A 14307-nucleotide genomic window follows, 5' to 3' on the forward strand; every position below is an offset into this window, starting at 1 on the left:
TGGAACGAGCCCACCATGAAGGAGGTTCCGCCATATGCGCGTATCGTACGTTACCGTGCGCAAGCGGTTGACGATCGTGTTTTTGATCGGGATTTTGATTTTTGCCATTATCGATCTCCGTCTCGGCTACGTCCAATTTTGGCTCGGCGATCTATTAGCGGAACGGGCGAAAGGGCTATGGGGCCGGAACATTCCGTTTGAGCCGAAGCGAGGCGAAATTTTGGACCGCAACGGCGTCCCGCTGGCGACGAACATGAGCGCGCCGACGGTGTATGTCATTCCGCGGCAAGTCAAAAACCCGGCAGAGGCGGCGAAAAAGCTGGCCGGGGTGCTGGGCGGTTCGATCGAATCCATCTATAAACAAATCACGCAAAAAACGTCGATCGTCCGCCTGAAAGAAGGGCGGAAAATTTCCGATGAAAAAGCGGCGAATGTGCGCTCCCTCGACTTGGATGGGGTGTATATCGCGGAAGATACGAAGCGCTACTATCCGTTTGGCAGCTATTTGTCGCACGTGCTCGGCTTCACCGGCATTGACAACCAAGGGCTCACCGGGTTGGAGCTGTATTATGACAAGGAACTGAGGGGCGAGCGCGGCTCCGTGCAGTTTTATTCCGATGCGAAAGGGCGACGCATGCCCGATATCGCTGATGACTATACGCCGCCGACTGACGGCTTGAATTTGGTGTTGACGATCGATTCGCGCATTCAGACGATCATGGAGCGCGAACTTGACATCGCGGAGGCGAAATACAATCCGGACGGCATCATCGCGATCGCCATGGACCCGAACACCGGTGAAATTTTGGCGATGGCGAGCCGCCCGACGTTCAATCCAGCGGATTACCGGAGCGTTCCTCCGGAAATTTACAACCGCAACTTGCCGATTTGGAGCACGTACGAACCGGGATCGACGTTTAAAATCATTACGCTGGCCGCGGCGCTTGAGGAACATAAGGTGAATTTGCTGAAAGACCATTTCTTTGACCCGGGCTACGCCAAAGTAGCCGGCGCTACGCTTCGCTGCTGGAAAAAAGGCGGCCACGGAGATCAGACGTTTTTGGAAGTCGTGCAAAACTCGTGCAACCCGGGGTTTGTCGAGCTTGGCGAGCGGCTTGGAAAGGAGACGTTGTTTCGTTACATTAAGCAATTCGGTTTTGGTGAGAAAACGGGCATCGACTTGCAAGGCGAAGGAACAGGCATTTTGTTTGATTTGAAACGGGTCGGGCCGGTGGAACTGGCAACGACGGCGTTTGGCCAAGGAGTGTCGGTGACGCCGATCCAGCAAGTCGCTGCCGTGTCGGCGGCAATCAATGGCGGCATTTTGTACACTCCGTACATTGCCAAGCAGTGGGTCGACCCGGAAACAGGAGAGATCGTCCGCCGCAACACGCCAAAAGCGAAACGGCGCGTCATTTCCGAGGAAACATCGAAACAAGTCCGCTACGCACTTGAGAGCGTCGTCGCTCAAGGAACAGGGAAAAAGGCGTATGTCGAAGGGTACCGCGTCGGCGGCAAAACGGGAACGGCGCAAAAGGCGCAAGGCGGCCGCTATTTGCAAAACAACCATATCGTTTCGTTCATCGGCTTCGCTCCGGCGGATGACCCGAAGCTTGTCGTGTACGTCGCCGTCGACAACCCGAAAGGAACGGTTCAGTTCGGCGGCACGGTCGCTGCCCCGATTGTAGGAAAAATTATGGAAGATAGTTTGCGCACGTTGGGCGTGAAGCCCCGCAAAGACCAGCTCGAGAAGGAGCGCGACTGGAACGAGCCGAAAGTCATTGAAGTGCCAAACTTGATCGGAATGACAAAAAATGATTTGCAAGAGCAGCTTTTTGACTTAAAATTAGATGTTAGTGGCGAGGGAGATGTCGTTGTTGAACAATCCCCGAAGCCAGGGGCGAAAGTGAAAGAAGGTTCAACGGTCCGCATTTATTTGGCGAAACGCGAAGCGGTAGAAGAACGGTAAGACGAACGCGCAAGGGGCGACCGATGCGATGACACATCGGGTTGGTTGTGCCCCTTTTTCCGCTGTCTGCCTAACGGAGCGGACGATTTCGAAGCGAAAGGGATGAACGAAATATGAAACTGCTGACGCTGCTGTCACACTTGCCCGGTTTTTGGGTGCACCATGGAGGCAATCCCGATATCGTGGCGCTCGAAATGGACTCGCGCCGCGTTGCCCCCGGTTCTCTCTTTTTTTGCCTTAAAGGGTTTACAGTAGACGGACACGACTTTGCCGAGGAAGCGGTGGCGCGCGGAGCGGCGGCGATCGTGGCCGAGCGGCCGCTTTCCGTTGATGTTCCCGTCGTTCTTGTGTCGGACAGCCGGCGGACGATGGCGATTTTAGCGGACGCGTTTTACGGGCGGCCGACCCACCGCCTACATTTAATCGGAGTGACAGGCACAAACGGCAAGACGACGACAACGTCGATCATGGAACAAATCGCGAGAAAAGCCGGCAAGAAAACAGGGCTCATTGGCACGGTTCACATCAAGGTCGGCGATCGCTCCTATCCGGCGGCCAATACGACGCCGGAGTCGCTCATTTTGCAGCGCACGTTTAAACAGATGGTCGATGAAGGAGTGGAGTTTGTCGCCATGGAAGTGTCGTCGCACGCGCTGCACCAAGGGCGGGTGCATGGCTGCGATTACGATGTGGCCGTCTTTACGAACTTAACGCAAGACCATTTGGATTATCACGGGACAATGGAAGAATATCGGAACGCCAAAGGGCTTTTGTTTGCCCAGCTCGGCAACCGCTACGACGAACGGCGGCCGAAATTTGCCGTTCTCAATCATGACGATCCGGTTTCGCAGTATTATAAACATATGACGGCCGCGCCGATCGTCACATACGGGATGAGGGAAAAAAGCGATGTGATGGCGGAACAGATCCGCATGACCGCAGGCGGCATGGCGTTTCGGCTTTGCACGCCGCACGGATCGGCGGCGGTCGAAACGAAACTTGTCGGCTCGTTCAATGTCTATAACATTCTCGCCGCTGCCGCTGCCTGCCTTGCCTCTGGCTTTTCGCTTGAAACGATCGCCGCGGCGCTTGCGGATGTCGAGCCGGTGCCGGGGCGGTTTGAAACGGTTGATGAAGGGCAAAACTTTACGATCATCGTCGATTACGCCCACACGCCGGACAGTTTAGAAAATGCCTTAAAAACGGTGCGCCAATTGGCGAAGCGAAACGTGTATGTCGTCATCGGCTGCGGCGGCGACCGCGACCGGTCGAAACGGCCGCTCATGGCGCAGGTGGCGGTGCGGTATGCGGATGTCGCTATTTTTACCTCCGACAATCCGCGTTCGGAAGACCCGAAGCAAATTTTGCGCGACATGGAAGCGGGAGTAAGCGCTGAGATCGGAAAGCATGTGACGATTCCTGACCGTGAAGAGGCGATCCGCTACGCCATTGGCCAGGCGCAGGAAGGCGATGTTGTGTTGATTGCCGGCAAAGGGCATGAAACGTATCAAATCATTGGCAACGATGTGATTGAGTTTGACGATCGCGCTGTTGCCCGAGCGGCAGTGAAGGAGAGAGGATGACCATGATCGCATACAGGACGGTGCAATCGATGGCGGTGGAGGCGCGCGGCATTGTTGATGAAACGATCCGCTTTCACGCCGTGTTCGTCAACCCAGCCAAACAAGTGAAAAAAGGGTTGTTCGTTCCGCTCGAAAACGGGGCGGAAACATTGAAAACGGCGATTGAACACGGAGCGATCGCTTCATTTTGGCGTCTGGGAGAGCCGTTGCCGCGCTACATTCCAAATCAATTTCCGATCTTTTTCGTTCCGTCGCCGCTCGAGGCGGCAGCGGCATTGTTCGAGCGATACTTGGAGCAAGACCGTGCAGAGGGTGTGCAGTTTTTCTTCGCTCTTCCTGAAGACAGCCCCCTTGCTGGCGAGGCTGTGCGCCGCCGACTGGCGGAATTGGAGAAGCGATGGCTGGACGCTCGGCCGTTTAAAGGATGTGACGATGCATGCCAGAACAAGCGATCGTGATTGCCATGGCGGTTTCCTTTCTCATCACTGTCGTTTTGTCGCCGCTGTTCATCCCGTTTTTGCGGCGGTTGAAATTCGGACAAAGCATCCGCGAGGAAGGGCCGAAGTCGCATCAAAAAAAATCAGGCACGCCGACGATGGGCGGCATCATGATTTTGTTGGCGATTGTGGCAACGACCTTATGGATCACACCAAAAATCGCCGGCTTGTCGACGAGGACGTATTTGCTGTTGTTGGTCACCGTCGGCTATGGGGTGCTCGGCTTCCTCGACGATATGATCAAAGTCGTGATGAAGCGAAATCTTGGCTTGACGAGCCGGCAAAAATTTATCGGCCAGCTCCTTATCGCAGCCATCTTTTTTGCCGTCTACCGCCAAAGCGGCTTTTCGACGGTGTTACATATTCCCGGCGCCGATTGGTCGGTCGACCTCGGATGGGCGTACGGCGTGCTCTTGTTGTTCATGCTTGTCGGCGGTTCGAACGCTGTCAACTTGACCGACGGGCTTGACGGGCTGCTTGCCGGAACGGCGGCGATCGCCTTTGGCGCTTATGCCGTCTTGGCTTGGAATCAAGGCCAGTACGATGTCGCTGTATTTTGCGTCGCTGTTGTTGGCGCCGTGCTTGGCTTTTTAGTGTTTAACGCCCACCCGGCGAAAGTGTTTATGGGCGACACCGGCTCGCTCGCACTTGGCGGGGCGATCGCCGCTGTCGCTGTCCTGACGAAGCTTGAGCTGTTGCTTGTCATCATCGGCGGTGTGTTTGTCATCGAGACGCTGTCGGTCATCATTCAAGTGGCTTCGTTCAAAACGACGGGACGGCGCGTGTTCCGCATGAGTCCGCTTCATCATCATTATGAGCTTGTCGGCTGGTCAGAATGGCGGATCGTTGTGACGTTTTGGGCCGTCGGCCTTTTATTTGCGATGCTAGGAATTTATATCGAGGTGTGGATGTAATTGAAACCGACTCGTTTTTATCAACATCGTCGTGTGCTTGTCATTGGATTGGCGAAAAGCGGAGCGGCGGCAGCTCGGCTTCTTGCGGAGTTAGGCGCTAAGGTCGTCGTCAATGATCAAAAGCCGCTTTCGGAAAACATGGAGGCCAAGCAGCTTGAACCGCTGGGCATTCGCGTCGTTTGCGGCGGTCATCCGCTTGAACTGCTTGATGAGCCGTTTGACCTTGTCGTGAAAAACCCGGGCATTCCGTACACGAACCCGATGGTGAAAAAGGCGCTTGAGAAGGGGCTTCCGGTTGTGACCGAAGTGGAGCTTGCTTATCACATTTCCGAAGGGCCGTTTATCGGCATCACCGGGTCCAACGGAAAAACGACGACGACGACGCTCATTTACGAAATGTTAAAAGCGGACGGCCAAGATCCGCTGCTTGCCGGCAACATCGGCCTTGTCGCCTGCGAGGTGGCGAGGGAAGCGAAGCCGGGGCAATGGCTTGTCACGGAACTGTCTTCGTTCCAGCTTGCCGGCATTGACAAGTTTCGCCCAGCCATTGCGGTTTTGCTCAATATTTTCGACGCCCACTTGGACTACCACGGAACGAAAGAGGCGTATGCAGCGGCAAAGGCGAACATTTTCCGCAATCAAACGGAGCGCGATTATGCCGTCGTCAATGCCGACGATCCGCTCGTGATGAACATTGCCTCCTCGGTTCGATCGCAAAAAGTGCTGTTTTCGGCGACGAAGCTTCTTGGCGAAGGGGCGTACGTTCAAGATGGCGCCATCTATTGGAACGGTGATCCAGTTATCAGAATCGCTGACATCGTTCTTCCTGGACAGCACAATTTGGAAAACATTTTAGCGGCGGTGGCGGCCGCCAAGCTGGCCGGCGCCAGTGATGAGGCGATCCGCCAGGTGCTGGCGACGTTTTCCGGCGTGAAACATCGGCTTCAGTATGTGGCGGAAATTGACGGCCGGCGGTTTTACAACGACTCGAAAGCGACGAACATCTTAGCGACGCAAAAGGCGCTTTCAGCGTTTGCCGGCGAGCCGGTCATTTTGTTGGCCGGCGGGCTTGACCGCGGCAATGAGTTTGATGATCTTCTCCCGTATTTGCAACAGGTGAAGGCGGTCGTACTGTTCGGCCAGACGGCGGATAAAATCGGCCGCATCGCCCAAAAAGCGGGAATAGAAACGATCCGATATGTCGATAATGTGGAAAAAGCCGTCCCGGTTGCTTTCGAGCTTTCCGAGCCGGGCGACGTCATTTTGCTCTCTCCAGCATGCGCCAGCTGGGATCAATACAAAACTTTCGAGGAGAGAGGGGACATTTTTATCAATGCCGTGCATAAGTTGAAATAGAGGGAAAGGGACAGCCCTTCCCCTCTAGTTTACAAAAATAGAGGTGTTGGGCATTGCCGCGGAAAAAGTCTGCGCCAGATTTTTTGCTCATTATTTTGACGTTTTCGCTCTTGGCCATCGGACTTATTATGGTGTACAGCGCGAGCGCCATTTGGGCGGAATACAAATTCAACGATTCGTTTTTCTTCGCCAAGCGCCAGCTATTGTTTGCGGGCGTCGGCATTATCGCTATGTTTTTTGTCATGAACATCGATTATTGGGTGTGGCGCGACTGGTCGAAAGTGCTGCTTGGCGTCTGTTTTGTGCTGCTCGTTCTTGTGCTCATTCCCGGCATCGGCATGGTTCGCAACGGGTCGCGCAGCTGGATCGGCGTCGGGGCGTTTTCGATCCAGCCGTCCGAGTTTATGAAGCTGGCTATGATCGCTTTTTTGGCCAAATATTTATCGGAAAACCAAAAAAAAATTACGTCATTTAAACAAGGACTGTTGCCGGCGCTTTTGCTTGTGTTTGCCGCGTTCGGCATGATTATGCTGCAGCCGGACTTAGGAACGGGCACCGTTATGGTTGGTACGTGCGTGACGATGATTTTCGTCGCCGGCGCCCGTCTCAGCCATTTTGCCGGGCTTGGCGTTTTGGGGCTCGCTGGGCTTGCCGCCCTCATCCTGTCGGCTCCATATCGAATCAAGCGGATTACATCGTTTTTAAACCCATGGGAAGATCCACTTGGAAGCGGATTTCAAATCATCCAGTCGCTGTACGCCATTGGGCCGGGCGGCTTGTTCGGCCTTGGGCTCGGGCAGAGCCGACAAAAGTTTTTTTATTTGCCGGAGCCGCAAACCGACTTTATTTTCGCCATTTTAGCTGAAGAGCTCGGCTTTATCGGTGGTTCACTCGTTCTCCTGCTCTTTGCTCTTCTTCTTTGGCGCGGTGTGCGCATTGCCCTTGGCGCCCCTGACTTGTACGGAAGTTTTTTGGCGCTTGGCATTATTTCGATGATCGCGATTCAAGTGATGATCAATATCGGCGTTGTGACGGGACTGATGCCCGTTACCGGCATCACGCTCCCGTTTTTAAGCTACGGCGGATCGTCGCTGACGTTGATGTTGATGGCCATCGGCGTGCTGCTTAATATCAGCAGGCATGCCCGGTATTAGGCAAGCGGCGGATGTCCGCCGTTTTTTTGGCGTCTCTCGAACGCAGCCCATCGTCGAACGGTGCCGGCAAATGCGATAAAAACAGGCTCTCTCTTACATTCATTTGTGATATAATGAAAATAAGTGCAAAAACAAAGAAACGGCAGCGGATGCCGTTTGTTTTTATACCGGTCGTTTCAGCGCGGGCTTTGAAGAAGAAAGCGGGGAATGCGATGGAAAAGGGAAAAGTCGTCGTCTTGGAGGACCGCGTGCCGAAACTGAAGGAGCGGCGCCGCCAGAAAGCGAACCGCCGGCTCATTGCGTACTTATCTTTCTTTTTTCTATTTATTTTGTGCGTCCTTTACTTCCAGTCGCCGCTTGGCGCTGTCGGGCATGTGGAAGTGAGCGGCAACCGTCATCTCACAGCGGAGCGCATCATCAGCTTAAGCGGCATTACGAAGCGGACAAGCTTTTGGAAAGTGAATGAACAAAACGTGGAAAAAAAGCTCACTCGCCATCCAGAAATTAAGGAGGCCACAGTGGAAAAACAGCTGCCGAACACGATCGCCATCCACGTCCGCGAATGGCGGCGAATCGCTTATGTGTATGACCGGCAAACGTTTTTTCCATTGCTTGAAAACGGGCGGCTGTTAAAGCAAGAAGGGACGAAGACGGCGCCAAGCGATGCGCCGGTGCTTGTCGGCTGGAAAGACGGCGACGCCATTGCTGAAATGACGGGGCAGCTCGCCGAACTGCCCGCGGCCGTGCTGGGCGCCATGTCGGAAATTCACTACAAGCCGACGAGGAAATATGAAGACCGCGTCATCGTCTACATGAATGACGGTTATGAAGTAAGCGCGACAATCCGGCAATTTGCGGACAAGCTGTCGCATTATCCTGCGATTGCCGCCGCGCTTGACCGAAACGTCAAAGGAGTCATTCATTTGGAAGTCGGCAGCTATTTTGTTCCTTACTCCCCCCCGAAAAAGGAGGATGGCGATGAAACGACAAGCCCGTAGCCGCCTCCTGCTGACGTTGATCTGCTTGATCTTCGGCGCCATGCTCGGGTTCTCGTACCAACATGCGAAAAACGAAGCATCCCGCCGCGAATGGAGCGACAGCGAGTGGAAAAAAGAGTACGAATATCGCTCGGCGCTTCTTGCTTTGCAAAAAGAAAACCGGTCGCTCAAGCAGCAGCTTGTCAAAAAGCAGGAGGAGCTGGCTGCGTGGGAGAAGAAGCTGGCCGAGGAGCAGGAGAACGAGGCCGGATTGGCAAAAGAAGCGGAACAGCTGCGCATGCATGTCGGAAAAGCGAGGGTGAAAGGGAAAGGTGTAGCAGTCACCCTTTCCGATTCCTCTTATATCCCCTCTGAAGCGAGCGCTACCAATTATATCGTTCATGAACAGCACGTATGGAAAGTTGTTCACGAGTTGCTCATTTCCGGCGCCGAAGCGGTCGCTATTAATGGGCAGCGCATTTCCCACCGTTCATACATCGTCTGCAACGGCCCAGTCATTGAGGTCGATGGAACGCAGCATGCCGCTCCGTTTGTCATTTCGGCCATTGGCAATCCGGACGTGCTCATGTCCGCTCTAGAGCTTCCCGGCGGCATCGTCGACGAACTTGTCGAAGACCATATCGACGTAAAAGTGGAAAAGCAAGGAGCGATCGTGTTGGATCCGGTGTTTGCGCCCGAGCCGTAAAACGGGCGGAAAGGGGCGGTGAAGCGCATTGGAACGGAAAAATCGATTCTATTTTGCCGGCGTAGCTGCCATATTCGGTGTGATGCTGGCCGTCGGGCTTCGGACGACGCTGCATCCGGAAGGACGCGACACGCGCGACATTTGGGAGTTGCGCGCCGATTTGACAAAAGAGCAGAAGCTTGAACAACGGCTGCTTGAGGAGCTAGAGAGTTACGAGGAAACATTGCGCCGCTACCGTCGGGAACACGAGGCGGGCGGCGCGACAGAGCTTGAAGCGACAGTCGCGAAGCTGAGGGAAGAAGCCGGGCTGACAGAAGTGAGAGGAAGCGGTCTCGTGTTGACGATCGCGCCGCTTTCGGCGGCCGGCTACGTTGGTCCGGCCGTTGCCACCGTATCGCCCGAGCTATTGCAACGGTTAGTGAATGAGTTGAACAAATACGGGGCGAAAGAAATCGCCATCGACGGTGAGCGACTGACGAACCGGACGGCCATTCGCGATGTCAATGGCGCAACGAAAGTCGGGAGCCGCTCAGTGAGGCTGCCAGTCGAAGTGAGAGCAATCGCCGATGATGCGGACAAGCTGTACAGCGGGCTCGCCGTTTCGCCGATCCGCGATGATTTCGCCGTGGAAAACTTGGAGCTGTCAATATCCAAGCCCCAGCCGCTCGTTGTCATTCCGCCCGCGGCTAGCCGCCCTGATGTGAAATACATGGAGACAGCGAACGGCGGCAAGGAGGAGAAATAGCATGTGGCTTCCGCTTCTCGGATTGCTTCTTGGGTTTGCCATCGGCGTTTTCGCCGGCTGGGAAGTTCCCGATGAATATTCCAATTATTTGTCGATTGCCATTTTGGCCGCCTTTGATACATTAATCGGAGGATGGCGCGCCCACCTGCAGCGGACGTACGACGAAACCGTATTTATAACCGGGTTTTTTTTCAACATTGTTCTGGCCGCAACTTTAACTTTTCTTGGGGTGCATCTTGGTGTAGACTTGTATTTAGCGGCTGTGTTCGCCTTCGGCGTCCGCTTGTTTCAAAACATTGCCATCATCCGCCGCCTTTGGCTTGCTGAGTGGGCCAAGCGGCGGTACAATCGCGAAAAAAGTTAGGCAAAAGACAGGGAAAGTGTTTTCGCGTGTTGAATTATATAGGGTAAAACAAAATATCGTGTTGTTGCGAAACTCGCAAACTAGACATAGACCAATAGACAAAGAGATGGGAAATTTCAGCCGAAAAAGGAGGTGTCGCTGCTTACTGAAACGCCGGCCGGCACCGGCGCGTTTTTAGTAGGCAGATGCCAAAAAATGAGCAGCAATGAGATCGTCGTTAGCCTGGATGTCGGAACATCGAGCGTGAAAGTCATCATCGGGGAAATGCTAGGCAGCTCCATCAATATTATCGGGGTGGGCAATGTCAAAGCGGAAGGGCTCAAAAAAGGGGCGATTGTTGATATAGATAAAACGGTGCAGTCGATCAGACGGGCCGTCGAGCAAGCGGAGCGGATGGTCGGTTTATCGATCCGCCGTGTGATCGTCGGGGTGGCCGGCAGCCATATTCAGCTCCATGACTGCCACGGCATTGTCGCCGTCGCGAGCGAAAACCGGGAAATCAGCGATGAAGATGTCGCCCGCGTCATCGATGCCGCGCAAGTCGTCTCTATTCCTCCCGATCGGGAAATCATCGGCGTCGTTCCGCGCCAGTTTATCGTCGACGGGTTGGACGGCATTCATGATCCGCGCGGCATGCTCGGCGTCCGCTTGGAAATGGAAGGCACTATGGTGACGGGTGCGAAGACGGTATTACATAATCTTCTTCGCTGTGTGGAGCGGGCAGGCTTGGAAATCAGCGATATTTGTCTTCAGCCGCTGGCGGCCGGTTCGCTCGTGCTGTCCGATGACGAACGGCATTTGGGGGCGGCGCTCGTTGACCTGGGAGGCGGCTCGACAACGGTCGCTGTCTTTGAGCAAGGGACGTTGCAAGCTGTCTCTTCGCTGCCGGTCGGCGGGGAGCACGTTACGAAAGACTTGGCCATCGGATTGCGGACGACAACGGACGATGCCGAAAAAATCAAACTGAAGCACGGACATGCATTTTACGACTACGCTTCGGAGGAAGAAGTGTTCAGCGTGCCGATCATGGGCACCGATCAACACCAGCAGTTCAGCCAGCTGGAGATCGCCGATATTATTGAGGCAAGACTGGAAGAAATTTTGCAAATGGTTCAGCAGGAAGTGCGTCGTCTCGGGTTTCGCGATCTCCCCGGCGGCTATGTGCTGACCGGCGGCGTCGCCAATATGCCAGGGTTGCTTGAGCTGGCCCACGTCGTTTTAGGGACGAGCGTCCGCATTGCCATGCCGGATTATATCGGTGTGCGCGACCCGCAGTATACGATCGGCGTTGGCTTGCTCAAGTTCGCCTACCGGCAGGCGCAGCTGCAAGGGAAAACGGTCCCGGCTGCCGCTGCGGTGGAGCCGGTCGAGCGCTCCTCGCCAAAACAGCAGTCGAAACCGAAAAAGAAAGAAGACCATTTTGGGAAGAAGGTCAAGAGATTTTTTGGTTCTTTCTTTGAATAGAGATTGAAATTTTAGGAGGATTTGGCCATGTTGGAGTTTGAGACAACAGTCGATCAGTTGGCAACGATCAAGGTGATTGGAGTCGGGGGCGGCGGCAACAACGCCGTCAATCGGATGATTGAGCATGGGGTGCAAGGTGTAGAGTTTATTGCGGTCAATACGGATGCACAGGCGCTCAACTTGTCGAAGGCGCCGATCAAGCTGCAAATCGGGGCGAAGCTGACACGCGGCTTGGGCGCGGGGGCGAACCCAGAAGTTGGAAAAAAAGCAGCTGAGGAGAGCAAAGAGCAAATTGAAGAAGCGCTTCGCGGCGCCGATATGGTGTTTGTCACCGCTGGCATGGGCGGCGGCACGGGAACTGGGGCGGCGCCTGTCATCGCCCAAATTGCGCGCGAGTTAGGGGCGCTTACGGTCGGCGTTGTTACACGCCCGTTTACGTTTGAGGGGCGGAAGCGGGCGACGCAGGCCGCAAGCGGCATCGCCGCCATGAAAGAGGCGGTCGATACGCTCATCGTCATTCCGAACGACCGGTTGCTTGAGATTGTCGACAAAAATACGCCGATGCTTGAGGCGTTCCGCGAAGCGGACAATGTGCTGCGCCAAGGGGTGCAAGGCATTTCCGATTTGATCGCCGTGCCGGGGTTGATCAACCTTGACTTCGCTGATGTGAAGACGATCATGTCGAATAAAGGTTCGGCATTGATGGGGATTGGCATCGCCAGCGGCGAAAACCGAGCTGCTGAGGCAGCAAAAAAAGCCATTTCCAGCCCGCTGTTGGAGACGTCGATCGACGGCGCGCAAGGGGTGCTCATGAACATCACCGGCGGCATGAACTTAAGTTTGTACGAAGTGCAGGAGGCTGCCGATATCGTCGCTTCGGCGGCCGACCAAGAAGTGAACATGATCTTCGGCTCCGTTATTAATGAGAACTTAAAGGACGAGATCATCGTGACGGTCATTGCGACCGGATTCAACGAAAACGTCGCTTCGCAGCCGCGGCCGCCGCGCATTGGCATCGGCACTGTGCCGAAAGCGGCGCCGGCGCCAAAGCGGGAAAAGCGCGAAGAGCCGATACAAGACTATGCGGCGCTCCGCTCGGGGCAAGCAGAAGATCCGCTTGACATTCCCGCTTTCTTGCGCAACCGCAACCGCCGCCGCTAGATGGCGAAACGAGGGGCTGGCCCCAAACGCATTCGCGTTTTGGGTCAGCCCCACTTTTTGCGTCAAAATAAAAAATGAAGAGGGCTGACTCCAAAAGTCCGACAAAAAGCAGGCTTTTAGGTCAGCCCCTTTCTTCATCGCAAGATACATGCACAGACGTACACGAAGCACTTTGGTGAAACAATATATTGTATCTCTCTTAAAGAAAGACGATCTTTTGAGACAGCCTCGCTTTTCCGATTAGGACCAAAAACTTCTCGCGTTGGCCGCCCGCTCTCTCGCAACGAAAGGGCGAAAAAGAGAAGGCGGGCTAGGCTTTCGTGCCGGCCGATTTGATCCGCCGTGGTTCCCCCTGTTTTGACAAAACATCTCCTTTTTCACCGCCACCGATTGACAGACTTTCCCTCGCAAGGTGCTATATACTTGTTTCAGACAAAGCCGATATGGGCGGGGGAGGGGCTTGACGGTTGGTCGTCTATCTCGATGTGATTTGGCTGTTGAACGTCTGTTTTGACGCGTTGCTTCTTTGGCTGACGGCGCTCATGCTCAAGCGGCCGATCGTCTGGTGGCGTCTGTTGGCTGGGGCGTTGATCGGTTCGCTGCTTGTCATATTGCTGTTTACCCCGTTTTCCGCCATCGCCCAGCACCCGTTGGTAAAAGTAGCTGTTTCCGTGTTGATCGTGTGGGCCGCCTTCGGGTTTAAGCGCCCGCGCTATTTGCTTGAGAATATGCTGGCGTTTTACTTTGCCACGTTCGCCGTCGGCGGCGGCATGCTGGCGGTTCATTATGTTTTCGCGCACCAACTGTCCGTCCGCCAAGGAATGCTTCTCATGCATCATCCCGGAGCGGGCGATCCGGTCAGTTGGCTGTTTGTTGTCATCGGGTTTCCGGTTTTATGGCTTTTTTCTCGCCGAAGGGTGGAGGCGATTCGCGAAAAAAAACTGCGGTTTGAATATATCATTGAGGTCAAGATCGTATGGGACGGGCGGCCGCTTATGCTGCGCGGCTTGATTGACAGCGGCAACCAGCTCGTCGATCCGTTGACAAAAACGCCGGTGATGGTAGTCGAACAGGAAAAAGCAAAGGCCGTGCTTCCTGAGGAGCTACTGGGTTGTCTCAGCTCTCCCATGATGCTGGCTTCCCCGCCGGAGCGGTGGGTCCATCGCCTCCGTCTCATTCCGTACCGTGCGGTCGGCAGCGGTCCACAAATGATGGCGGCGGTTAAGCCAGACCGCATTATGCTGCGGTACGAAAACGAATGGTTGGAAGTAGCGCAAGGGCTTGTGGCGCTAAGCGCTGATCCGCTGTCGACGGATGGGGAGTACGACTGCATCGTCCATCCGAAAATGGTGCAGGCGGGAAGAAAGCTGACCGCTTCGTAAGTTTTGTTAGTATATCATACTCACTTTTGATCCGT

General features: G+C 54.8%; 13 protein-coding genes. All 13 read left to right on the forward strand.

Features of this window, described 5'->3' with window-relative positions; genetic code table 11:
- Positions 1-34: 34 nt before the first annotated feature.
- Positions 35-1969 carry a stage V sporulation protein D gene (locus JCR24_RS09185; RefSeq protein ID WP_238980495.1) on the forward strand — a complete coding sequence of 645 codons (1935 nt, stop codon included), beginning with the start codon at positions 35-37 and terminating at the stop codon, positions 1967-1969.
- Positions 1970-2082: 113 nt separating this feature from the next.
- A complete protein-coding gene (locus tag JCR24_RS09190) occupies positions 2083-3552 on the forward strand; it encodes a UDP-N-acetylmuramoyl-L-alanyl-D-glutamate--2,6-diaminopimelate ligase (RefSeq protein ID WP_238980496.1) in 1470 nt (489 codons plus the stop codon).
- Positions 3549-4010, forward strand: coding sequence for a hypothetical protein (locus JCR24_RS09195; RefSeq protein WP_011230616.1), 462 nt, complete (start codon positions 3549-3551; stop codon positions 4008-4010). The genes JCR24_RS09190 and JCR24_RS09195 overlap by 4 nt, the downstream gene beginning before the upstream one ends.
- Positions 3989-4963, forward strand: coding sequence for a phospho-N-acetylmuramoyl-pentapeptide-transferase (gene mraY, locus JCR24_RS09200; protein ID WP_011230617.1), 975 nt, complete (start codon positions 3989-3991; stop codon positions 4961-4963). Before JCR24_RS09195 ends, mraY begins: the two co-directional genes overlap by 22 nt.
- Positions 4964-6319, forward strand: coding sequence for a UDP-N-acetylmuramoyl-L-alanine--D-glutamate ligase (murD, locus tag JCR24_RS09205; RefSeq protein WP_013145847.1), 1356 nt, complete (start codon positions 4964-4966; stop codon positions 6317-6319).
- Positions 6320-6372: 53 nt separating this feature from the next.
- On the forward strand, positions 6373-7473 hold the full coding sequence (gene spoVE / locus JCR24_RS09210) for a stage V sporulation protein E (protein ID WP_013145846.1): 1101 nt from the start codon (positions 6373-6375) through the stop codon (positions 7471-7473).
- Between the two features lie 212 nt (positions 7474-7685).
- On the forward strand, positions 7686-8471 hold the full coding sequence (gene divIB / locus JCR24_RS09215; RefSeq protein ID WP_238980497.1) for a cell division protein DivIB: 786 nt from the start codon (positions 7686-7688) through the stop codon (positions 8469-8471).
- On the forward strand, positions 8452-9156 hold the full coding sequence (locus JCR24_RS09220) for a DUF881 domain-containing protein (protein WP_011230621.1): 705 nt from the start codon (positions 8452-8454) through the stop codon (positions 9154-9156). Before divIB ends, JCR24_RS09220 begins: the two co-directional genes overlap by 20 nt.
- 28 nt (positions 9157-9184) lie before the next feature.
- The gene (locus tag JCR24_RS09225) at positions 9185-9901 is read left to right on the forward strand and encodes a DUF881 domain-containing protein (RefSeq protein ID WP_238980498.1); all 717 of its coding nucleotides are present in this window, start codon (positions 9185-9187) and stop codon (positions 9899-9901) included.
- Position 9902: 1 nt separating this feature from the next.
- On the forward strand, positions 9903-10265 hold the full coding sequence (locus JCR24_RS09230; protein WP_011230623.1) for a small basic family protein: 363 nt from the start codon (positions 9903-9905) through the stop codon (positions 10263-10265).
- 195 nt (positions 10266-10460) lie between these two features.
- Positions 10461-11729 carry a cell division protein FtsA gene (gene ftsA / locus JCR24_RS09235; protein WP_238980522.1) on the forward strand — a complete coding sequence of 423 codons (1269 nt, stop codon included), beginning with the start codon at positions 10461-10463 and terminating at the stop codon, positions 11727-11729.
- 27 nt (positions 11730-11756) lie between these two features.
- Positions 11757-12890 (forward strand): cell division protein FtsZ, encoded by a 1134-nt coding sequence (gene ftsZ, locus JCR24_RS09240; RefSeq protein ID WP_011230625.1) that lies wholly within the window; start codon positions 11757-11759, stop codon positions 12888-12890.
- Positions 12891-13357: 467 nt separating this feature from the next.
- Positions 13358-14272: a sigma-E processing peptidase SpoIIGA gene (gene spoIIGA, locus JCR24_RS09245; protein WP_014195377.1), complete on the forward strand. Its 915-nt coding sequence runs from the start codon at positions 13358-13360 to the stop codon at positions 14270-14272.
- The last annotated feature ends 35 nt before the right edge of the window (positions 14273-14307 follow it).

The organism is Geobacillus sp. YHL, assembly GCF_022341265.1.
Taxonomy (GTDB): Bacteria; Bacillota; Bacilli; order Bacillales; family Anoxybacillaceae; genus Geobacillus; species Geobacillus thermoleovorans.

Coding starts and splice junctions, on each gene's coding strand:
- JCR24_RS09185 (WP_238980495.1), top strand. CDS start 35: ATGCGCGTATCGTACGTTACCGTGCGCAAGCGGTTGACGATCGTGTTT.
- JCR24_RS09190 (WP_238980496.1), top strand. CDS start 2,083: ATGAAACTGCTGACGCTGCTGTCACACTTGCCCGGTTTTTGGGTGCAC.
- JCR24_RS09195 (WP_011230616.1), top strand. CDS start 3,549: ATGACCATGATCGCATACAGGACGGTGCAATCGATGGCGGTGGAGGCG.
- mraY (WP_011230617.1), top strand. CDS start 3,989: ATGCCAGAACAAGCGATCGTGATTGCCATGGCGGTTTCCTTTCTCATC.
- divIB (WP_238980497.1), top strand. CDS start 7,686: ATGGAAAAGGGAAAAGTCGTCGTCTTGGAGGACCGCGTGCCGAAACTG.
- JCR24_RS09220 (WP_011230621.1), top strand. CDS start 8,452: ATGAAACGACAAGCCCGTAGCCGCCTCCTGCTGACGTTGATCTGCTTG.
- JCR24_RS09230 (WP_011230623.1), top strand. CDS start 9,903: ATGTGGCTTCCGCTTCTCGGATTGCTTCTTGGGTTTGCCATCGGCGTT.
- ftsA (WP_238980522.1), top strand. CDS start 10,461: ATGAGCAGCAATGAGATCGTCGTTAGCCTGGATGTCGGAACATCGAGC.
- ftsZ (WP_011230625.1), top strand. CDS start 11,757: ATGTTGGAGTTTGAGACAACAGTCGATCAGTTGGCAACGATCAAGGTG.